Genomic DNA, 18,074 nt, shown 5'->3' on the forward strand with positions numbered 1-18,074 from the left:
GCGATAATAATGGTGACGCTGCTCGCCTGAGCTGGCGCGACACACATCGACAGCAAGGTGGTGCCCCATGACACAGATGCCCCGCGCATCACTCGCAGACCGGGCGGCAGCGCTCCTCGAAGAGCGCATTCGGGCCGGCGAGTGGCAGGTCGGTGAGCGTCTGCCGGGCGAGACCACCCTCGCTCCAGAACTTGGCGTTGGGCGCTCGACGGTTCGCGAGGCGATTCGTCAACTCGCGGGCAAGGGGCTTGTGCAAAGCAGGCAGGGCTCTGGCGTATACGTGACCGCGCTCGAAACGCAAGACGAACTCACCGAGGTGCTCGCGAGGGCCGACGTGATCGCGGTCATCGAAGCTCGCATCGCGATCGAGTGCGAGGCGGCCTCGCTTGCGGCGGCTCGCAGAAGCCCCGAGGCGCTCGCGGTCATTCACCAGGCGCTCAACCACCGCCACCCCGAGATTGACGAGCTTGAGGCGTATGTCGACGCCGACATGGAATTTCACCGGGCGGTCGTGCTCGCGGCCGACAACCCGGTATTGCTCGAAATGTTCGATGCCTTCGTGCCGCGCCTGCGTGGCTCGATGATCGAGATGCTGCGCATGACCGTTGACTTTGATACTGAGCTCGACCACGAGCGGCACCAGCGCGTCACCGAGCGCATCGCCGAATCAGACCCCGAGGGGGCAGCACGCGTGAGCCGCGACCACCTTGAGGTGCTGCGTCGCGAGGTCTGGCAGTAGCTTGAAAATGTAGCCTCTTGGGCTTTCGCGCGGCGCGATCCACACCCTGCTTGACCTTGACGTAACGTCAAGCTTTACAGTGATCATCATGGAATGGTCAATACAAGAAATCGCGAAGCTTGCCGGCACAACGAGCCGCACCCTGCGTCACTACGACGAGATTGGGCTGCTGCAGCCGTTGCGCATCGGGCCAAACGGCTATCGGTATTACGGCGAGGTCGAGCTGCGCACCCTGCAACGCATCATGCTGCTGCGTGATCTTGGCATGGCGCTCGATGCGATCGGGCGCGTTATTGCAAGTGACCTCGAAGAACGTGAGGCGCTTGCGATGCACCTCACCCTGCTCACCGAGCAACACGACCGCATCGCGCAGCAGATCGCCGGGGTGCAACACACCCTTCAGGCGCTCGAAGGGAAGGAAGAACTCATGGCAGAGACCATGTTTGAAGGATTTGATCACGCAGAGTATCGTGACGAGGTCGAGCAGCGCTGGGGCGCGAAGGCTGCGGCAGCAAGCGAAGCGTGGTGGTCTGGACTCTCTGATGCCAACAGACACTCGTGGCAGGCCCAGGTCGAAACACTGAATGCCGATTGGCGAGCCGCCTTCGAAGCGGGAGAAAAGCCCAGCGGCACTGTGGGGCAGGCGCTTGCGCAACGTCACGTCGCCTGGCTCCGATCGGTGCCGGGCACCCCGATGCAGTCGGCTGGGGCCGCGAAGTCATACATCGAGGGGCTCGGTGAACTGTACGTGTGTGATGAGCGTTTCGCAGCAAATTATGGTGGTGCCGAGGGCGCAGCGTTCGTGCGAGATGCTCTCGCTGAGCACGTGCGGGGCGGTCTTGCATAAGCGCGTGGCACCCTAGCCCTCGGCCCGCCCGCACGCATACGATAGAACCGCAAGCGGCGCGTGGCCGAGGGGTCGCGGGAACGGAGTGACTCGATGATTGAGCGGCACGAGGCGAAGGCCCCGGCAGGAACCTTCGTGGGAACGCGCGATGGCGACGCAACGGTGTGGCGTGGCATCAGATATGCAGAACCTCCCGTGGGCCAGCTGAGTTGGCGGGCTCCGGTTGCCAAAGCCGACGACCCAGGCGAGGTCGAGTGCTTCGAGTACGCGCCGGTGTGCCCGCAACTGCCGAGCATCATGGTGACGTTGCCCGATGACATCCTGATGGGGCCAGACTGTCTCGCCCTCAATGTTTGGGCGCCACGTGAGAGACCCGGTGCCGAAGCGTTGCCGGTCATGGTGTGGGTGCACGGCGGCGCCTACATGTTTGGCGCCTCGAACCAGCAGGAGTATGAGGGTGCGCACCTCGCGGCAGCGGGCGACGTCATCGTTGTGAGTCTCAACTACCGGCTCGGCCCCTTCGGGTTTCTCGACCTCACCCGCTGCGGTGAGCCTGGCGATTTCGACGCGAACCTCGCGCTGCGAGATGTCATGCTCGCCCTTGAGTGGGTCAAGCGCAACATCGCGGCCTTTGGCGGTGACCCAGACCGGGTCACGCTCTTTGGCGAATCGGCCGGGGGAGCGATTGTCACGACACTGCTCGCGGTGCCGAGCGCCGAGGGCCTCTTTCACCGCGCCATTGCTCAGTCGGCTCCCGCGTCGAGCGTGTACGGCCCCGACCGCGCCTTTCAGATCTCGCGGAGGCTCCTCACGGCGCTCGGCATCTCAGCGAGAGACGCGGCCGAGCTGCGCGACGTGCCCGTCGACGAGGTGCTGCGCGTCGCAAACGACATTCACGACCGCATTCCGAGCGAGGTTCCTGGCACCCTCGCCTTCGTTCCCGTCATTGATGGCGAGCTGGTTCCCGAGTCACCGGCAGAGGCTCTGCACGCAGGCCGGGGCCTGCCCGTGCCGCTCATTATCGGCACGAACCACGACGAGGCGGCCCCATTTCGCTTCATGCGCACCCCGTTGCTCCCTATCTCCCGCGAGAGTATCGAGCAGATGCTCGAGGGCGTGCAGCAGGCGCACCCAGACCGCCCCGTGCCCTCGATCGACGAGTTGCAAGAGATCACTGAGGGCATGCGGCTGCAAACGCTCGGCGTTGGCATCGCGCGCGACATCGGCTTCAGATTGCCTGCCCTGTGGATCATCGAGGGGCACTCCCGTATCGCACCGAGCTGGCTATACCGCTTTGACTACGCGACGCCGCTGCTCGTCGCCCTTGGGCTCGGCGCGGCTCACGCGACCGAGCTGGCCTACGTGTGGCGCACCCTCGACGCACCCTCGAGCGAACTCATTCTTGCGCTCGGTGGCAAGCGCACCTCCCGCAGCATCTCTGCGCGCATGAGCGGTCGCTGGGCAGCCTTCGCGCACGGCAAAGACCCGAACCCTGAGACTGAAACTGGCCCGGTCTGGCCTCGGTACGACGAAGCAGAGCGTGCAAGCCTCATCATTGACCGCCTCGACCGGGTCGAGCACGATCTCGATGCTTCGCTGCGTGACGGCTGGGGCGACGGCGTACTCTCATTCTCATGACGGGGCATGACGACTCGAAGGGGTTCTTGCGTCGGTACGCGCCCATGATTTACGGCCCCTCAGCCCTCTTCTCGATGGGCGAGGGTGCGGTGGTGCCGGTTATCCCGCTCATTGCCATCGAGCTCGGCGCGAGCCTCGCGACGGCGGCGCTCGCGGCCGCCGCTCTTGTTGTCGGTCACTTCGTTGGCAATTTGCCGGCAGGGTGGCTCGTGGCGAGGCGCGGCGAACGGGCGACGATGGTCATTTCTGGCTCACTCGCGAGCCTTGGCGTGCTCGGCATGGCCTTGTCGCCCTCGCTCGCCCTCTTCATGCTCGCCGTGTTCTGGGTAGGGGTGTGCGCAGCCGCCTTCAGTATCGCCCGCCATGCTTTCATGACCACGAATGTTCCCGTGACGCATCGGGCAAGGGCCCTTTCGATGCTTGGCGGGGTGTACCGCTTTGGGGTGTTCGTGGGGCCCTTCATTGGTGCCGCGGCGATTTCCCTCCTTGGAACGAACCGAGCCGTCTGCTGGTGGTTTCTCGTGGCGCTCGCCGCAACGGTGCTGCTCGTCGCGCTCGGTCCCGACCCCGAGGGGCGGCCCCTCGCTGCGGCCGGTCCCGGCGTTCCCTCCGCTCCTGCCCAGCGGCTCGAGGCGGCTCGTCCCGGCGTCTTTCGCACGATAGCCGATCACCGTGAGGTGCTCGCGAGGCTCGGGAGCGCGGCCGCCTGCATGGCCGCGGTGCGGGCAGCACGTCAGGTCGTGTTACCGCTCTGGGGCGAATCAATCGGGCTGCAGGGCAGCACGATTCTCGTCGTGGTCGGAGTCTCAGGCGCGCTCGATTTCGGGCTCTTTTACCTCTCGGGCCAGGTTATGGACCGGTACGGCAGACTCTGGGCCGCCGTGCCCGCCCTCGTCACCATGGGGGTGGGTTTCGCGGTGCTCTCGGCCACGCACGACGCCGGGGGCGCTGCGACCTGGTTCACCGCCTGCTCGATGCTCGTTGGCGTGGGCAACGGGCTCTCGAGTGGCATTCTCATGACCATCGGCGCCGACCTCGCGCCTCAGAGGTCTCCCGGCCCGTTCCTGGGTGCGTGGCACACGATTACTGATGGCGGATCGGCCGCGACTCCCGTGCTCTTTTCAGCCCTCGTCGCGGCAAGTAGCATCTCGGTGGCGACCGGTGCGATCGGTGTGATTGCCCTCGCGGGGGTGCTGGGCTTTGTGCGCTGGGTGCCTCGCTACGTACACGAACGCTAGGAGAGAATGAAGCGTCAGTTGGTAGGCTTGGCGCATGAGCCAGACGCCAGAGAACGAAGCAGTACAACAGAAGATTGACGAGCTCATTGAGGTTGCGGGCATCACCGAAAACCAGGCGCTCATTCGCAGCATTGTGAGCACGGGCATTGGCCTCGGTGAAGACGGCGCCGATCGCTTGAACCTCAAGATCACCTCGGCAGCGGTTGAGGAGATGCGAAATGCCTTCAGGCTTTTCGCGCCGCATCGTGGCGAGCATAAGGTGACGATTTTTGGGTCGGCTCGTACCCAGCGTGAAGATCCGCTGTGGTTGCTCGCTGAAGAGGTGGCCACGAAAATGGCCGAGCACGACTGGTTTGTCGTGACGGGAGCCGGTCCCGGCATCATGGAGGCGGCTTCGCACGGTGCTGGTGAGCAGCACGCCCTCGGCGTCTCGATCAGGCTGCCCTTCGAGGAATCGCCCAACATGGTCATTGCTGCCGATGACCGTCAGGTCTCGATGAAGTACTTCTTTACCCGCAAACTCATGCTTGTGAAGGAGTCACGGGGCTTCGTGTGTCTGCCCGGCGGCTTCGGCACCATGGACGAGCTGTTCGAACTGCTCACCCTGCAGCAAACCGGCAAGATGATTCCCGTGCCCATCGTGCTTGTCGACCACCCCGACGGTACGTTCTGGTCACGCTTCAAGACCTACATCGAACAAGAGCTTGACGCGGCCGGCATGATTTCGCCCAATGACCTTGACCGGGTGCTCATCACGAGCGACGCCGATGCCGCTGCCGACGAGATCACCGGCTTTTGGCGCAACTACGATTCGCTGCGCTGGTTCGGCACAGAACTCGTGTTGCGACTGCGGGCCGAACCCACTGACGAAGAGGTTGCCTCGCTCAACGAGCAGTTTGCCCACCTCATCGCCGATGGCAGCTTCGAGAAGACGACCGCGAGGCCCGCAGAGGTGCGCGACAACGACGTGCCAGAGGCGCCGCGGCTCGTGTTCACGCCGGCCCAGCGCCGCATCGGCGAGCTGCACCGCATCATTCGGGCGCTGAACGCGCTCGAGAGTGCGCCTCAGCGTGCTGCGAAGCCCAGCCAATAAGCCGCGCAAGCGAACCACAGACCACGATTCAGGTGCCGCAATCGGCACGGTTTTACGAAGGAGAGACTGCCCATGACCGATGACCTCACCAAGAAGCTCTCGGCGATTGTCGACCGCGATTTTGAGCAGACGGTGAGCGAGCTCGAAGCGCTCGTTCGCATTCCCTCGGTGTCTTGGCCGGCCTTCGACCCCAAGCACCTTGACGAGAGCGCTGCGGCGGTTGCCGAGATGCTGCGCGAGACCGGCGTATTCGAGACCGTCGACGTGCGCCGTGCTCGCGAGGGCGACACCGAGGTGTGGGGCAAGCCCGCAATCGTCGCGCACCGTCCCGCAAAGAATGGCAAGCCGACCGTGCTGCTCTACGCGCACCATGACGTGCAGCCTCCCGGCGACGACGAGAAGTGGGAGACCCCTCCCTTCGAGCCGACTCGCAAGGGCGATCGCCTCTACGCGCGCGGCGCCTCAGACGATAAGGCCGGCGTGATCTCGCACGTTGCCGCCATTCGCGCGCTCGCAGAGACCGCGGGCGACGACTTCGACCTCGGCATCGCCATGTTCATCGAGGGCGAAGAAGAGTGGGCCTCGAAGTCGTTCGGCAATTTCTTGCGCGAGAACAAAGACCTGCTTACGGCCGACGCCATCATCGTCGCCGACTCAGACAACTGGGACACCGAGACGCCCGCCCTCACGGTCGCCTTGCGCGGCGCCGCGGCCTTCAACGTTCGTGTTGAAACGCTCGCCCACGCCTCGCACTCGGGCATGTTTGGTGGAGCCGTTCCCGACGCGATGATGGCCGCGATGAAGCTCTTTGCTACGCTCTGGGACGACGAGGGCGCGGTCGCCGTCGAAGGTCTCACCGAGGCCGACCTTGATGTACCCGACTTCTCAGAAGATGAGCTACGCCGTGACGCCGCTCTGCTCGACGGGGTCACCCCGGTCGGCACCGGCAAAGTGCTCAGCCGCATCTGGGCGAAGCCTTCGATCTCGCTCACAGGCATCGACGCTCCCTCGATCGCGAACGCCTCGAACACCCTCGTGCCGAGCGTGCTCGTGCGCCTCTCGGGCCGCGTTGCTCCGGGGCAAGACGCGGCCGAGGCTGCTGAGGCGATCCAGCGGCACCTGCTCGCAAACGCCCCGTTTGGTGCGCACGTCTCGTTCGAAGACACCGACAACGGCCAGCCCTTCCTCGTCGATACGAGCGGCTGGGGCGCCGAAACGATGCGCCAGGCCATGGCCGACGCCTGGGGCGTCGAACCCGTTGACACGGGCATTGGCGGATCGATTCCCTTCATCGCCGAGCTCGTCGAAGAGTTTCCCGGCGCGCAGATTCTCGTGACGGGCGTCGAAGATCCCGATACTCGCGCGCACAGCCCGAACGAGTCACAGCACCTCGGCGTGCTGCGCAACGCGACCCTCACCGAGGCGCTCTTCATGGCGCGCCTCAATGAGCGCACGCTCTAGGGCTTAGCACGCAAGGCTGCCGGCAGGGCAGGGCAGGGCAGGGTGCGGGAGCGGGGCCGGTGTGGCTTCGCCCCAGCTCTTACCCTCGCACCCTGTCCCTGTGCCTGCCCCTGCCGCCCGGTCCTGCTCACAACCAGCCTTGATCCGCGAATGGCGCGCACTCAGCCTTGATCCGCGAAATTGTTTGCACTTTCGCGGCAAAATCAGGCGAAAACGGGTAGAAATTGCAAACAATTTGCCGCGCAGCCACGAAAACCAGGCAGGCACCGCCCGAAGGCTTCGAAGGCCCCGAATGTCACGAAAGCCCCGGAGGCCCCGAAGTTTGAAGCCCTAGGCCTCCTCAGCCTCGTCGCGCCAGCCCTTCGCCACATCGACCCAGCCCTCGGCCCCCGAGAGCTGCTCGAGCTCGTCGAGCCCCATCTCGACGGCAGAGGTCGCCGTTCCAGCCGCGGGGTACACCGAGCTGAACCGGCGCAGCGACTCATCGAGAAAGATGCGTGCCCCCGACGCGGTCGCGAAGGGGCACACCCCGCCGATTGGGTGCCCGGTTAGGGGCAGCACGTCGTCGGCCTTCAGCATGCGGGGCTTGCCCCCGAAGGCTCGCTTAAACATGCCCCCGTTCACCTTCGCGTCGCCAGCTGCGACCACGAGTACCGCGGCCTCTGGCTCAGAGGGGTCATAGAACCCGAGCGTTTTTGCGATCCGCTGCGGATCGGTGCCGACCTTTTCTGCCGCAAGTTCGACGGTCGCGCTCGACTCGGCGAACTCGAGAATGGTGCCTGACCAGCCTCGCTGCGTGAGGAAGTCTTGAACGTGTGCGGTGCTCACTATTGATCACTCCTGTGTGAAGATGTCGGTTGCTTGGTGTTAGCTATCCTAAACGGTTCTGCGAGGTGGTAACGAGCACCCCTAGCGCCTCCACAGCATCATTTGTTACGGTGAGAGTGTTCGCCACCACCCACGGCTGAACTCGTTAGGGCCCGCGTTCTGCGGGTCTTGGCACCGAGGCTTTACCACCCCTAAAGCACCCCGCACTGTCGATGGAGACAAGCATATGAAGGCAGCTGTAACCCAAGCATCCCTGGCTCAAGCACTGCGCGAACGACTCGATGAGGTCGCACTTGGCGGGCCCGAGCGTTCGCGAGAACGGCACCTCGGGCGAGGCAAACTGTTGCCGAGGGACAGGGTTGCGAGGCTGCTCGACGAGGGAAGCCCATTTCTTGAGGTTGCTCCGCTTGCCGCCGAGGGGCTATACGGGGGTGAAGCGCCGGCCGCCGGGGTGATCACGGGCATCGGGCTCGTGCACGGCCGCCAGGTGATGGTCGTGTGTAACGACGCCACGGTGAAGGGCGGCACCTACTTCCCGATGACGGTCAAGAAACACCTCAGGGCGCAGGAGATCGCGCTCGAGAATCGGTTGCCGTGCCTCTACCTGGTCGATTCGGGCGGCGCTTTTTTGCCCATGCAAGATGAGGTGTTTCCTGACCGCGAGCACTTCGGCCGGATCTTCTTCAACCAGGCACGCATGTCGGCCGAGGGTATTCCGCAGCTTGCGGCCGTGCTCGGCTCGTGCACGGCGGGCGGGGCCTATGTCCCGGCGATGAGTGACGAGACGGTCATTGTGAGGGAGCAGGGCACCATTTTTCTTGGCGGCCCGCCTCTCGTGAAGGCCGCGATTGGCGAGCAGGTTTCGGCCGAAGAGCTCGGCGGCGGCGAGTTGCACGCGCGCGTCTCTGGTGTGGTCGATCACCTCGCCGATAACGACGAGCATGCGCTCGAGATTCTGCGTGACATGGTGCGCACGCTGCCCGATGCGCCGAGCCCGGCCTGGGCGGTGCAGCAGCCGAAAGCCCCGGCGGTCGACGGGAATCTCACGAGCGTTGTTCCGGTCGACGTGAACGAACCGTACGACGTGCGCGAGGTGATCTCGCGACTCGTTGACGCGGGCAGCGTGAGCGAGTTTAAACGGGAGTACGGCGAGACGCTGGTGACGACGTTTGCCGCGATCCACGGACATCCGGTGGGCATCGTGGCCAATAACGGCGTGCTGTTCGCCGAGTCGGCACTCAAGGGGGCTCACTTTATTGAGCTGTGCGATCAGCGGGGCATTCCGCTGCTCTTTCTGCAGAACATCACGGGCTTCATGGTGGGCAAAGACGCTGAGGCGGGTGGTATCGCCAAGCACGGCGCGAAGATGGTGACGGCGGTCGCGACAACGCGCGTGCCGAAGCTCACGATCATTATTGGCGGATCGTTCGGCGCCGGCAACTACTCGATGTGCGGCCGAGCCTACTCACCAAGGTTCCTCTGGTCATGGCCCGCGAGCCGCATCTCGGTGATGGGCGGATCGCAGGCTGCCCAGGTGCTCTCGACCGTCAAAGAAGACCAGTTGCAGGCGCGGGGCGAGCGTTGGAGTCCCGAAGAACGCGCTGAGTTCGAGCGGCCCGTGCGCGAGCAGTACGAGACGCAGGGCGAGCCGTACTATGCCACGGCGAGGCTGTGGGATGACGGCATACTCGACCCCGATGAGACACGCGACGTGCTCGGCATGGCGCTCGACGTCGTCTCGCGAACCCCGCTGCCAGAGCCCCGCTTCGGCCTCTTTAGGATGTGACCGCCATGTTTCATACGGTATTGATTGCCAACCGGGGCGAGATCGCGAGGCGCATCATGCGCACCCTCTCGGCCCTGCACGTGACCACCGTCGCGGTGTATAGCGAGGGCGACGCTGGTGCCGCGCACGTGCGTGAGGCCGATAGAGCGGTGTGCATCGGGCCAGACCCCGCAACAGCGTCGTACTTGCGAGCCGACGCGGTCATCAAGGCCGCTCTGGAGACCGGGGCCCAGGCGATTCACCCGGGCTACGGATTCCTCTCTGAAAACGCGGCCTTCGCAGCCGCCTGCGCCGAGGCCGGTCTGGTGTTCATCGGGCCAGGTACGAGGGCGCTCGACATGATGGGCGACAAGGTTCGTGCCCGTGAGCACCTTGCCGAGGCCGGCGTGCCCGAGGTTCCGGGCTTCGCCGACACGACTCCCGAGGGGCAGCGGCTGAGCGACGCAGAGGTTGCCGATCGTGCGCAAGAGATTGGCCTACCGCTGCTCGTGAAGCCGAGTGCCGGCGGTGGCGGCAAAGGCATGGAGATCGTTCGAACGCTGGACGATTTGCCCGGCGCGCTCGCGTCGGCGAGGCGGGTCGCGAGCGCGGCGTTCGGCGATGAGACGATGCTGCTTGAGCGGCTCATCGAGCGGCCCCGACACATCGAGGTGCAGGTGTTCGGTACGGCGGGTGGCGAGATGCTCGTGCTCGGTGAGAGAGAATGCACGTTGCAAAGGCGTCACCAGAAGGTCATCGAGGAGGCTCCGAACGCGGGAGGCATCTCGACCGAGACGAGTGAGCGCATGGCGCTCGCCGCAGCTCGGGCCGCTGGGAGCGTTGAGTACGTGGGGGCAGGCACCGTCGAATTCTTGGTCGATGCCGATGAGCCCGAAAACTTCTTTTTCATCGAGATGAACACACGCTTGCAGGTTGAGCACCCCGTGACCGAGGCGGTGCTGGGCATCGACCTCGTCGAGCTCCAGGTACGCACCGCTGCTGGCGAAGACATTCTGCAATTCCTCGAGGCGAGTGGGGCGCGCCTCACCGAGGTCATCGACCCAGAAACCGGCGTGAGGGCGGCCTTTTCGCTCGAGCCCGTGGGGCACGCGGTCGAAGCGCGAGTGTATGCCGAGTCACCCGAGCGGGGCTTCCTGCCCTCGGTGGGGCGTGTGCTCGCGTGGCAAGAACCACGCGGGGTGCGCATTGATGCTGCCGTGGGCGAGGGCGATGCCGTCTCGGCCTCGTACGATCCCATGATCGCGAAGGTGGTCGCCTTCGCCCAGACCCGCAGTGAGGCTCTCTCGAGGCTCGACCGGGCTCTCGGTGAGACCACCGTGCTCGGCCTAGAGACGAACATTCGCTTTTTGCGCGCGCTGCTGCAACACGAGCGCGTGCGTGCTGGCGAGATCGACACCGGGCTCATCGAGACGATGCTGCCCTTTGCCGCGCTTGCCCCAGACGAGCGCGTGCTCGCCGAGGTAAGCCGCGCTGCCACCCCGCCAGGCGAAAGTGTTACGCCGTGGGGCAGACTTCACGGCCGATTCCAGGTTCGCGGGGCAACGAGCGCGGGGCTCGAATGCTTCACGCTGCTCGATGAAGCCGGCGGCGAGCACGAGGCAACGCTCGGCAGCGATTCGAGCGTGGTTGTCGTTCAGGAGCCCGTGGTTGAGGGCGAGAGCGGGACAGCACCCGCGTTTTGGGCGGGGCGAGACGGCGCTTCGTGGCGCTTTGTGGTGCGCACCCGCAGGGAGCGAACGCTCGCGGCACTCACCGAAAACGTGAGGGCCGTTGCGGGCCACTGCGAGGCTCCCATGCCAGGCCGCGTCTCAAACGAGCACGTGGCCGAGGGCGCCAGGGTCGAGCAGGGGCAGCCCCTCGTGTCAATTGAAGCAATGAAGATGGAACACCCCGTGCTCGCACCACACGCAGGAACCGTGAGGCTCCTGGTCGCACTCGGCGACCAGGTGAGCCGGGGCCAACAGGTGGCGCTCGTCGAAGCTGACGGGTACGCAGAAGATGAGGAGACCCCATGATGCACGACCTCAGCGCCGAAGAGCGCGAACTCGCGGCCATGGTGCGAGACTTTGCCGACACGGTTGTCGCGCCGCAATCGTACGAAGCAGACCGCACGAAAACCCTCTCGATGAGCGTCGTGGCCCAGATGGGCGAGCTCGGCCTCTTCGGGCTGCCCTTTGATGAGGCTTACGGCGGCCAGGGCGGCGATTACTTCGCGCTGTGTCTCGCGATCGAAGCGCTCGGAAGGGTCGACCAGTCGATCGCGATCACGCTCGAAGCAGCTGTGGGCTTAGGCGCCATGCCCGTGTACCAGTTTGGTTCAGAGGAACAGAAGCAGGAGCTCTTGCCTGACCTCCTGTCTGGCACGGCGCTCGCGGGGTTCGGGCTCACCGAGCCCGAGGCCGGCTCTGACGCAGGTGCAACGCGCACGAGGGCGGTGCGCGAGGGCGACGAATGGGTGGTGACCGGGAGCAAGCAGTTCATTACGAACTCGGGCACCCCGATCACGAGGTTCGTGACGGTGACCGCGGTCACAGGCGAGCGCGACGGCAAGCGAGAAATCTCGACGATCATCGTTCCGAACGGCACCCCTGGCTTCACGGTCGAACCCCCGTACGACAAGGTTGGCTGGCACGCCTCAGACACGCACCCGCTCACCTTCGACGAGGCGAGAGTCCCGTACGACAACCTGCTGGGGGCCGAGGGGCGCGGGTACGCCCACTTCTTGAGCACGCTCGCCGAGGGACGCATCGCGATCGCGGCGCTGTCGACGGGTGCTGCCGAGGGATGCCTCGAAGCGGCAACCGAGTACGCGAAGCAGCGCACGGTGTTCGGCTCATCGCTCGCGACGCGGCAGAACGCGCAGTTCACGCTCGCGCGCATGAAGCAGCGGGTGCACGTGGCGAGGCTCGCCTGGCAGCACGCGGCGAGGCTTCGCGATGCGGGGCGCCCCTTCGCGACCGAGGCCGCTATGGCGAAGCTGACGGCGAGTGACGCGGCGATGGACAACGCGCGCGACGCAACCCAGATTTTTGGCGGCAACGGCTTTATGAACGAGTTCGTCGTTGCCAGGCACTACCGAGACTCAAAAATTCTTGAGATCGGCGAGGGCACGAGCGAGGTTCAGCTCATGCTCATCGCGAGGTCGCTTCAACTCTCAGAGAGGGCATGACCATGACCGAGATTGTTCAGCGAGGCCTCTTCTTTGAAGAGTTCGAACTCGGTGCGAAATATCAGCACCGGCCGGGGCGAACAGCCACCGAGGCCGACAACGTGCTCTTCACGACGCTCACGATGAACACGCAGGCGCTGCACCTCGACGCGGCTTTCGCCGAGACGCAGGAGCCCTTTCGCGAGCGGCTCGTGAACTCGATGTGGACCCTCGCGACCATGGTCGGCAGCTCGGTCGCGCAACTCACGCAGGGAACGCTCGTGGCGCAACTCGGGCTCGGCGATATTCGATTCGTGCACCCGCTCTTCGTCGGTGACACGCTCTACACCGAGAGCACGATCCGCGAAAAACGTCTTTCGGGTTCCAGGCCCGGCAACGGCATCTGCGTGATCGAGCACACCGGCCGCAACCAGGACGGGGTGATTGTCGCGACCGCGCGACGAACCGTGCTCGTGCTCTGCGCGCCTCAGCCCGGGGCGCCAGGAGACGGGTAATTTCGATGTTCAGAGACACAACAGATACGAGGGAGAACAGTGATGATGGAATTTAACTATGGCCCGGCACTGCTTTTTTGCCCGGCGGATCGGCCCGAACGGTACAGCAAGGCCCACGATCGTGCTGATGCCGTGATCATCGACCTCGAAGACGCGGTGCTGCCCGAGGCGAAAGAGGCGGCGAGACAGGCGTTGCGAGACAGCGATCTCGACCCTGCTCGCGTGATCGTGCGGGTGAACCCGGCTGGAACCGACGCGTTTCGTGCCGACCTCGCCGTGATTGCGCGCACCGCCTACCGCACCGTCATGGTGGCGAAGGCCGAGAGCGCCATGAGCCTCGACGAGGTGCCGCGAAGCTACGAGCTCATTCCGCTACTCGAGACCGCCCGAGGTGTGCAGGCAGCCCCCGAGATTGCAGCGCTCGACAACGTGACGGCACTCATGTGGGGCGCAGAAGACCTCGTGGCATCGATTGGCGGCACCTCGAGTCGCTTCGCGAACGGCGAATACCGCGCGGTTGCCAGGCACGCGCGTTCTCGGGTGCTCGTGGCGGCGGCTGCCGAGGGCAAAGCCACGATCGACGCGGTGTTTATGAACATTCCCGATCTCGATGGGCTTCGCGCCGAGGCCGAAGATGCCGCGGCATCGGGCTTTCGGGCGACCGCCTGCATTCACCCAAACCAGGTGCAGGTGGTACGCGAGGCGTACCGGCCAAACGCCGAGGCGACCGGCTGGGCCGAGCGTGTGCTTGAGCGTGCCGAAAGCGAGCACGGCGTGTTTCGCTTTGAGGGGCAGATGATCGACGAGCCGGTGCTACGGCACGCGCGTGCGATCATCACCCGCGCGGAGGCGCCGAAGAACAACTGATCACGCCTCAGGCAGCCTGCTTGAGCTGTGTGCTGAGCCCTATGAGTGCCCAGCGAACAGCTCGAGCAGGTGGTCGACCTCGGCCTCGGTTGTGTCGAATGAACACATGAGGCGAACCTCTGATTCGCCTCCAGGCCAGTCGTAGAAGGGGTAAACGGCTCTTGCTCGCTCGGCAGCCTCGGCCGGTACCCTGGCGAACACCGCGTTCGACTCTGCCGGGTGCAGCAGCGCGAACCCGGGTTGCTCTGAGGCGAGTGAGGCGAGACCAGCGTGCAAGCGTTGGGCCATGGTGTTGGCGTGAGCGGCCGAGGTGATCCACAGGTCTCCCTCGAACATCGCCACGAGCTGAGCCGAGAGGAACCGCATTTTTGAGCCGAGCTGCATGCTCAGCTTGCGCACGTATGGCAGCCCAGGCACGAATTGCTCATTGAGGGCCACGACGGCCTCGGCGCCAAGGAGCCCGTTTTTCGTTCCGCCGAGGCTCAGGAGGTCGACCCCGGTGTCGGTGATCAGCGTTTTGAGCGAAGCCTCGAGGTATGCGGCAGCGTTGCTGATGCGTGAGCCGTCAACGTGCAGTGCCATGCCGAGGCCATGGGCCTGCTCTGCGAGCGCGGCAATCTCGTCGGGGGAGTAGCAGGTGCCGAACTCCGTGGTTTGCGAGATCGAGACCACGAGCGGCTGTGCCCGGTGCACCGTGCCCCAACCCCAGGCCTCTCGCTCGACGAGCTCGGGGGTGAGCTTGCCGTCGGGGGCTTCGACGCCCAAAAGTTTGAGGTTGCCCACGCGCTCGGGGGCACCGCCCTCGTCGACGTTGATGTGGGCGCTCGTCGCGCAGATGACCGCGCCCCAGCGGGGCAGTGCAGCCTGGAGCGCTACGACGTTCGCACCCGTGCCGTTGAATACGGGCAGGGCGATCGCCTGCTCGCCGAAGTGACCACGCATGACCTCGGTGAAACGCTCGCTCCACGGGTCATCGCCGTATGCGGGGGCGTGGCCGCTGTTCGCGTCGATCACGGCTTCGAGCACCGCCGGGTGGGCACCCGCGTAATTGTCTGAGGCAAAACTCTTCATCGTCGTCACCCTGCAAGCCTACGCGAGGTCGATTGCTGTGTGCGAGCGAAAGCCGGGGTTCTGTTTCGGTCGCGGTGAGGCTCACCAAAGGAGCGGCGCGACCACAATGTCAGAGGCGTGAGATACCGTGTTGCTATCGAAAAGAAATGAGGTCACATGCAAACGGTGCTCATCGTGTTGTCGGTTGTTAACCTGCTCATGCTCGGTGCCCTGATCGCCCTGGTCGTGAGTCGTACCGGCGGTGGTAAGGAAGAGTCGGCGGCTGGCGAGGTCGCCGAAGGCTTTCAGCGAGTGAGCGCCGAATTGCGCGCCGAGTCGACCGCGCAGCGAGCCGAGCTGCAGCAGGCGCTCTCGCTTTCGCAGCAGGAAATCACGGCGCGCGTGCAGCAGGGCAGTGAGGCTCAATCTCGCGAGCTCGCTCGTGAGCGTGAAGCACGCGTGGCGAACAACCGTGAGTTGAGGGAGCTCCTTGACCAGTCGCTCAATGAGCGGCTCGTGAAGACCCTCAAAACGGCGCTCGACGAGAACGCGCAGCGGGTTCAGGCGCTCACCGCGAGCAACGAGGCGAAACAGGAAGAGCTCAAGCAGTCGCTGCGCACCGAGCTCGACAAGCTTCGTGACGGCAACGAGAAGAAGCTTGAACAGATGCGCCTCACCGTCGACGAGAAGCTGCAGGGCACCCTCGAGAAGCGACTCGGTGAGTCGTTCACGCTCGTGAGTGAGCGGCTTGAACAGGTGCAGAAGGGGCTCGGTGAGATGCAGAACCTGGCCTCAGACGTTGGCGGGCTCAAGCGCGTGCTCACGAACGTGAAGAGTCGCGGTGGTTGGGGTGAGGTGCAGCTCGCGAGGCAGCTTGAAGACCTCATGACCCGCGAGCAGTATGAAGAGAACGTCGCCGTCAAACCCGGCTCGCAGGAGCGGGTTGAGTTTGCCATCAAGATGCCAGGCCGCGACCGTGATGAGCCCATCTACTTGCCGATTGACTCGAAGTTTCCTCAGGAAGACTATGAGCGGCTGCTCGATGCGCAAGATGCTGGCGATCTCGAAGCCATCGAAAAAGCAACGAAGGTGCTCGAGCGCGTGCTGGTCGATCAGGCCAAGCTCATTTCAACGAAGTACATTGAGCCGCCATTCACCACCGACTTTGCCATCATGTATCTGCCGACCGAGGGTCTCTTTGCCGAGGCTGTGCGCAGGCCAGGGCTCGCGAGCAAGCTGCAGCAAGAGCTGCGCGTCATGATCATGGGCCCGACAACCCTGGGCTCGATTCTGACGAGCTTGCAGATGGGCTTTCGCACACTCGCGATTGAGAAGCGTAGCTCTGAGGTATGGCAGGTGCTCGGCGAGGCGAAAGCAGAGTTCAAGAAGTACGGCGATGTCTGGGACAAGCTCGGCAAGCAGCTCAAGACCGCTCAAAACACAGTTGAGATGGCCGGGCGCCGCACCCGCGCCGTTGAGCGTAAGCTGCGCGATGTCGAGACCTACGAGGTCGAGAGCAGCAGCGAGCTCTTCGAGGGGCTCGTCGACGATTTGGCCGACGAAGCCCTAGCAGGCGAGGGGGCGCAGGCCGCGCTCGAAGCAGACTCGTCGTCAGAAGAGTAAGAGGACAAGCCGAACCTGCTCACTCGAAACTGAATTACCCGGAGAAGACATCCCACCCGAGTTTGATGATGAGGGCCGTAACCACGCACACGAACACAATACGAATGTAGCGAGCGCCGCGCGACATGGCGGTGCGAGCACCGAGAAAGCCACCAACTGCGTTTGCGATCGCGAGACTGATGCCGAGCTTCCACATCACGGCGCCCAGCGGAATGAAAAACACTAGGGCGCCGAGATTCGTGGCAAAGTTCACGATCTTTGCTTGCGCGCTCGCCTGAAGAAAATTCAGGCCGATGCAGGCGACCAGTGCAATCACGAGAAACGTGCCAGTGCCGGGGCCCAGCAGGCCATCGTATGAACCAATCACGATGCCGATGGCGAGGCTGATGAGCAGCCGTCGCTTGCCAGTGTGCTTGATTCGGGTGACCGCACCGAGCGAAGGTTTCAAGAGCGTGATGAGTAGCACGACGATTAAAGCGATGACGATGATCGGCGTAAATACCTCGGCTGGCAGGGAAGCGGCGAGTGAGGCTCCCGCAATCGCTGCGCAGAAAGCGGCGATTGCCATGGGCGCGACCTCGCGAGGTTTCGGGCGGAGCTTTCTCGCGTAGGTGATGCTGCTCGTCGCCGTTCCAAACACCGACGCCAGCTTGTTCGTCGCGAGCGCCTGCACCGGCGAGAGGCCGGGCACGAGGAGAAGGGCGGGCAATTGGATGAGGCCGCCGCCGCCGATCACGGCATCGATCCACCCCGCGGCAAAAGCGGCGAGGCACAGTAAGAGTAGCGCCCACCACTCAAGACCGGCAATGTCGAACGCTACGGCTCCATAGGGCACGCCAACAGGCATCATTACGCTGATCTCGTTCATCACTTCTCATGCTACTCGCATGCCGCGACACGCCCGCGCGAGCGGCTACGGGGTTTCGATTTGCGCAGCCTTTTAATCTGTGTAAAGATTATCTCTGTTGTTCCAAACAGAACAGCAGGTGAGGCCCCATCGTATAGCGGCCTAGTACGCCGCCCTCTCACGGCGGTAACGCGGGTTCGAATCCCGCTGGGGTCACCACAAAGAAAAGGAATCGTGTTTCGACACGGTTCCTTTTCTGTTTTCATTGCAGAACTGTCAGCGTGACCGCTGGCCGAGCGTGATCGCCAGAGAGCAGGGTGAGTCTCTCGGCCTCATCGGGTATGATCGTGAGGGTGAAGGGGAGTATCCCAGAAACACCGCGTCGTCAGTACGT

The 18,074-nt window shown here is 64.3% G+C and carries 15 protein-coding genes and 1 tRNA gene; 13 read left to right on the forward strand and 3 right to left on the reverse strand.

The genetic code is table 11. The features are described from left to right. Positions 1 to 67 precede the first annotated feature (67 nt). From KTJ78_RS08615 to KTJ78_RS08640, 6 genes are all read left to right on the forward strand, one after another. Complete coding sequence (locus KTJ78_RS08615; RefSeq protein ID WP_217134613.1) at positions 68 to 739, forward strand: FadR/GntR family transcriptional regulator; 672 nt, start codon at positions 68 to 70, stop codon at positions 737 to 739. Between the two features lie 88 nt (positions 740 to 827). Then, complete coding sequence (locus KTJ78_RS08620; protein ID WP_217134615.1) at positions 828 to 1,586, forward strand: MerR family transcriptional regulator; 759 nt, start codon at positions 828 to 830, stop codon at positions 1,584 to 1,586. A 93-nt stretch (positions 1,587 to 1,679) separates the two neighbouring features. After that, entirely contained in the window at positions 1,680 to 3,224 is a 1,545-nt protein-coding gene (locus KTJ78_RS08625) for a carboxylesterase/lipase family protein (RefSeq protein WP_217134617.1), read from the forward strand. After that, the gene (locus tag KTJ78_RS08630; RefSeq protein ID WP_254259500.1) at positions 3,221 to 4,462 is read left to right on the forward strand and encodes an MFS transporter; all 1,242 of its coding nucleotides are present in this window, start codon (positions 3,221 to 3,223) and stop codon (positions 4,460 to 4,462) included. The genes KTJ78_RS08625 and KTJ78_RS08630 overlap by 4 nt, the downstream gene beginning before the upstream one ends. Positions 4,463 to 4,496: 34 nt before the next feature. After that, complete coding sequence (locus tag KTJ78_RS08635) at positions 4,497 to 5,555, forward strand: LOG family protein (RefSeq protein WP_217134618.1); 1,059 nt, start codon at positions 4,497 to 4,499, stop codon at positions 5,553 to 5,555. 72 nt (positions 5,556 to 5,627) lie between these two features. Continuing rightward, a complete protein-coding gene (locus tag KTJ78_RS08640) occupies positions 5,628 to 7,016 on the forward strand; it encodes a dipeptidase (protein ID WP_217134620.1) in 1,389 nt (462 codons plus the stop codon). A 330-nt stretch (positions 7,017 to 7,346) separates the two neighbouring features. On the opposite strand, the gene KTJ78_RS08645 is transcribed toward KTJ78_RS08640, so the two are convergent. Further along, positions 7,347 to 7,844: a YbaK/EbsC family protein gene (locus KTJ78_RS08645; protein WP_217134622.1), complete on the reverse strand. Its 498-nt coding sequence runs from the start codon at positions 7,842 to 7,844 to the stop codon at positions 7,347 to 7,349. A gap of 226 nt (positions 7,845 to 8,070) precedes the next feature. On the opposite strand from KTJ78_RS08645, the gene KTJ78_RS08650 reads away from it, so the two are divergent. The 5 genes from KTJ78_RS08650 to KTJ78_RS08670 are packed head-to-tail and all read left to right on the forward strand — an operon-like array spanning position 8,071 to position 14,160. Further along, positions 8,071 to 9,630, forward strand: coding sequence for a carboxyl transferase domain-containing protein (locus KTJ78_RS08650; protein WP_217134624.1), 1,560 nt, complete (start codon positions 8,071 to 8,073; stop codon positions 9,628 to 9,630). Between the two features lie 5 nt (positions 9,631 to 9,635). Further along, positions 9,636 to 11,645, forward strand: coding sequence for an acetyl/propionyl/methylcrotonyl-CoA carboxylase subunit alpha (locus KTJ78_RS08655; protein WP_217134627.1), 2,010 nt, complete (start codon positions 9,636 to 9,638; stop codon positions 11,643 to 11,645). After that, positions 11,645 to 12,799, forward strand: a complete 1,155-nt coding sequence (locus KTJ78_RS08660; RefSeq protein ID WP_217134871.1) for an acyl-CoA dehydrogenase family protein — start codon at positions 11,645 to 11,647, stop codon at positions 12,797 to 12,799. Before KTJ78_RS08655 ends, KTJ78_RS08660 begins: the two co-directional genes overlap by 1 nt. Then, positions 12,796 to 13,293 (forward strand): MaoC family dehydratase, encoded by a 498-nt coding sequence (locus tag KTJ78_RS08665; RefSeq protein ID WP_217134630.1) that lies wholly within the window; start codon positions 12,796 to 12,798, stop codon positions 13,291 to 13,293. Before KTJ78_RS08660 ends, KTJ78_RS08665 begins: the two co-directional genes overlap by 4 nt. 45 nt (positions 13,294 to 13,338) lie before the next feature. Further along, positions 13,339 to 14,160 carry an HpcH/HpaI aldolase/citrate lyase family protein gene (locus KTJ78_RS08670; RefSeq protein WP_217134873.1) on the forward strand — a complete coding sequence of 274 codons (822 nt, stop codon included), beginning with the start codon at positions 13,339 to 13,341 and terminating at the stop codon, positions 14,158 to 14,160. 39 nt (positions 14,161 to 14,199) lie between these two features. On the opposite strand, the gene KTJ78_RS08675 is transcribed toward KTJ78_RS08670, so the two are convergent. Continuing rightward, the gene (locus KTJ78_RS08675) at positions 14,200 to 15,231 is read right to left on the reverse strand and encodes a threonine aldolase family protein (protein WP_217134875.1); all 1,032 of its coding nucleotides are present in this window, start codon (positions 15,229 to 15,231) and stop codon (positions 14,200 to 14,202) included. A gap of 156 nt (positions 15,232 to 15,387) precedes the next feature. On the opposite strand from KTJ78_RS08675, the gene KTJ78_RS08680 reads away from it, so the two are divergent. Beyond that, complete coding sequence (locus KTJ78_RS08680) at positions 15,388 to 16,833, forward strand: DNA recombination protein RmuC (protein ID WP_217134632.1); 1,446 nt, start codon at positions 15,388 to 15,390, stop codon at positions 16,831 to 16,833. Between the two features lie 34 nt (positions 16,834 to 16,867). Here the strand turns inward: KTJ78_RS08680 and KTJ78_RS08685 are convergent, their stop codons facing one another. Then, entirely contained in the window at positions 16,868 to 17,701 is an 834-nt protein-coding gene (locus KTJ78_RS08685) for a TSUP family transporter (protein ID WP_254259501.1), read from the reverse strand. 122 nt (positions 17,702 to 17,823) lie between these two features. On the opposite strand from KTJ78_RS08685, the gene KTJ78_RS08690 reads away from it, so the two are divergent. Continuing rightward, positions 17,824 to 17,899: transfer RNA gene (locus KTJ78_RS08690), tRNA-Glu, on the forward strand. Positions 17,900 to 18,074: the final 175 nt, after the last annotated feature.

This window comes from Leucobacter chinensis, assembly GCF_019049105.1.
GTDB lineage: Bacteria > Actinomycetota > Actinomycetes > Actinomycetales > Microbacteriaceae > Leucobacter_A > Leucobacter_A chinensis.

What these genes read in the sequence shown, in the direction of transcription:
- KTJ78_RS08670 (WP_217134873.1), top strand. Translation starts at nt 13,339, where the DNA reads ATGGAATTTAACTATGGCCCGGCACTGCTTTTTTGCCCGGCGGATCGG.
- KTJ78_RS08680 (WP_217134632.1), top strand. Translation starts at nt 15,388, where the DNA reads ATGCAAACGGTGCTCATCGTGTTGTCGGTTGTTAACCTGCTCATGCTC.
- KTJ78_RS08685 (WP_254259501.1), bottom strand. Translation starts at nt 17,701, where the DNA reads ATGAACGAGATCAGCGTAATGATGCCTGTTGGCGTGCCCTATGGAGCC.
- KTJ78_RS08635 (WP_217134618.1), top strand. Translation starts at nt 4,497, where the DNA reads ATGAGCCAGACGCCAGAGAACGAAGCAGTACAACAGAAGATTGACGAG.
- KTJ78_RS08615 (WP_217134613.1), top strand. Translation starts at nt 68, where the DNA reads ATGACACAGATGCCCCGCGCATCACTCGCAGACCGGGCGGCAGCGCTC.
- KTJ78_RS08620 (WP_217134615.1), top strand. Translation starts at nt 828, where the DNA reads ATGGAATGGTCAATACAAGAAATCGCGAAGCTTGCCGGCACAACGAGC.
- KTJ78_RS08640 (WP_217134620.1), top strand. Translation starts at nt 5,628, where the DNA reads ATGACCGATGACCTCACCAAGAAGCTCTCGGCGATTGTCGACCGCGAT.
- KTJ78_RS08660 (WP_217134871.1), top strand. Translation starts at nt 11,645, where the DNA reads ATGCACGACCTCAGCGCCGAAGAGCGCGAACTCGCGGCCATGGTGCGA.
- KTJ78_RS08665 (WP_217134630.1), top strand. Translation starts at nt 12,796, where the DNA reads ATGACCATGACCGAGATTGTTCAGCGAGGCCTCTTCTTTGAAGAGTTC.
- KTJ78_RS08655 (WP_217134627.1), top strand. Translation starts at nt 9,636, where the DNA reads ATGTTTCATACGGTATTGATTGCCAACCGGGGCGAGATCGCGAGGCGC.
- KTJ78_RS08630 (WP_254259500.1), top strand. Translation starts at nt 3,221, where the DNA reads ATGACGGGGCATGACGACTCGAAGGGGTTCTTGCGTCGGTACGCGCCC.
- KTJ78_RS08650 (WP_217134624.1), top strand. Translation starts at nt 8,071, where the DNA reads ATGAAGGCAGCTGTAACCCAAGCATCCCTGGCTCAAGCACTGCGCGAA.
- KTJ78_RS08625 (WP_217134617.1), top strand. Translation starts at nt 1,680, where the DNA reads ATGATTGAGCGGCACGAGGCGAAGGCCCCGGCAGGAACCTTCGTGGGA.
- KTJ78_RS08675 (WP_217134875.1), bottom strand. Translation starts at nt 15,231, where the DNA reads ATGAAGAGTTTTGCCTCAGACAATTACGCGGGTGCCCACCCGGCGGTG.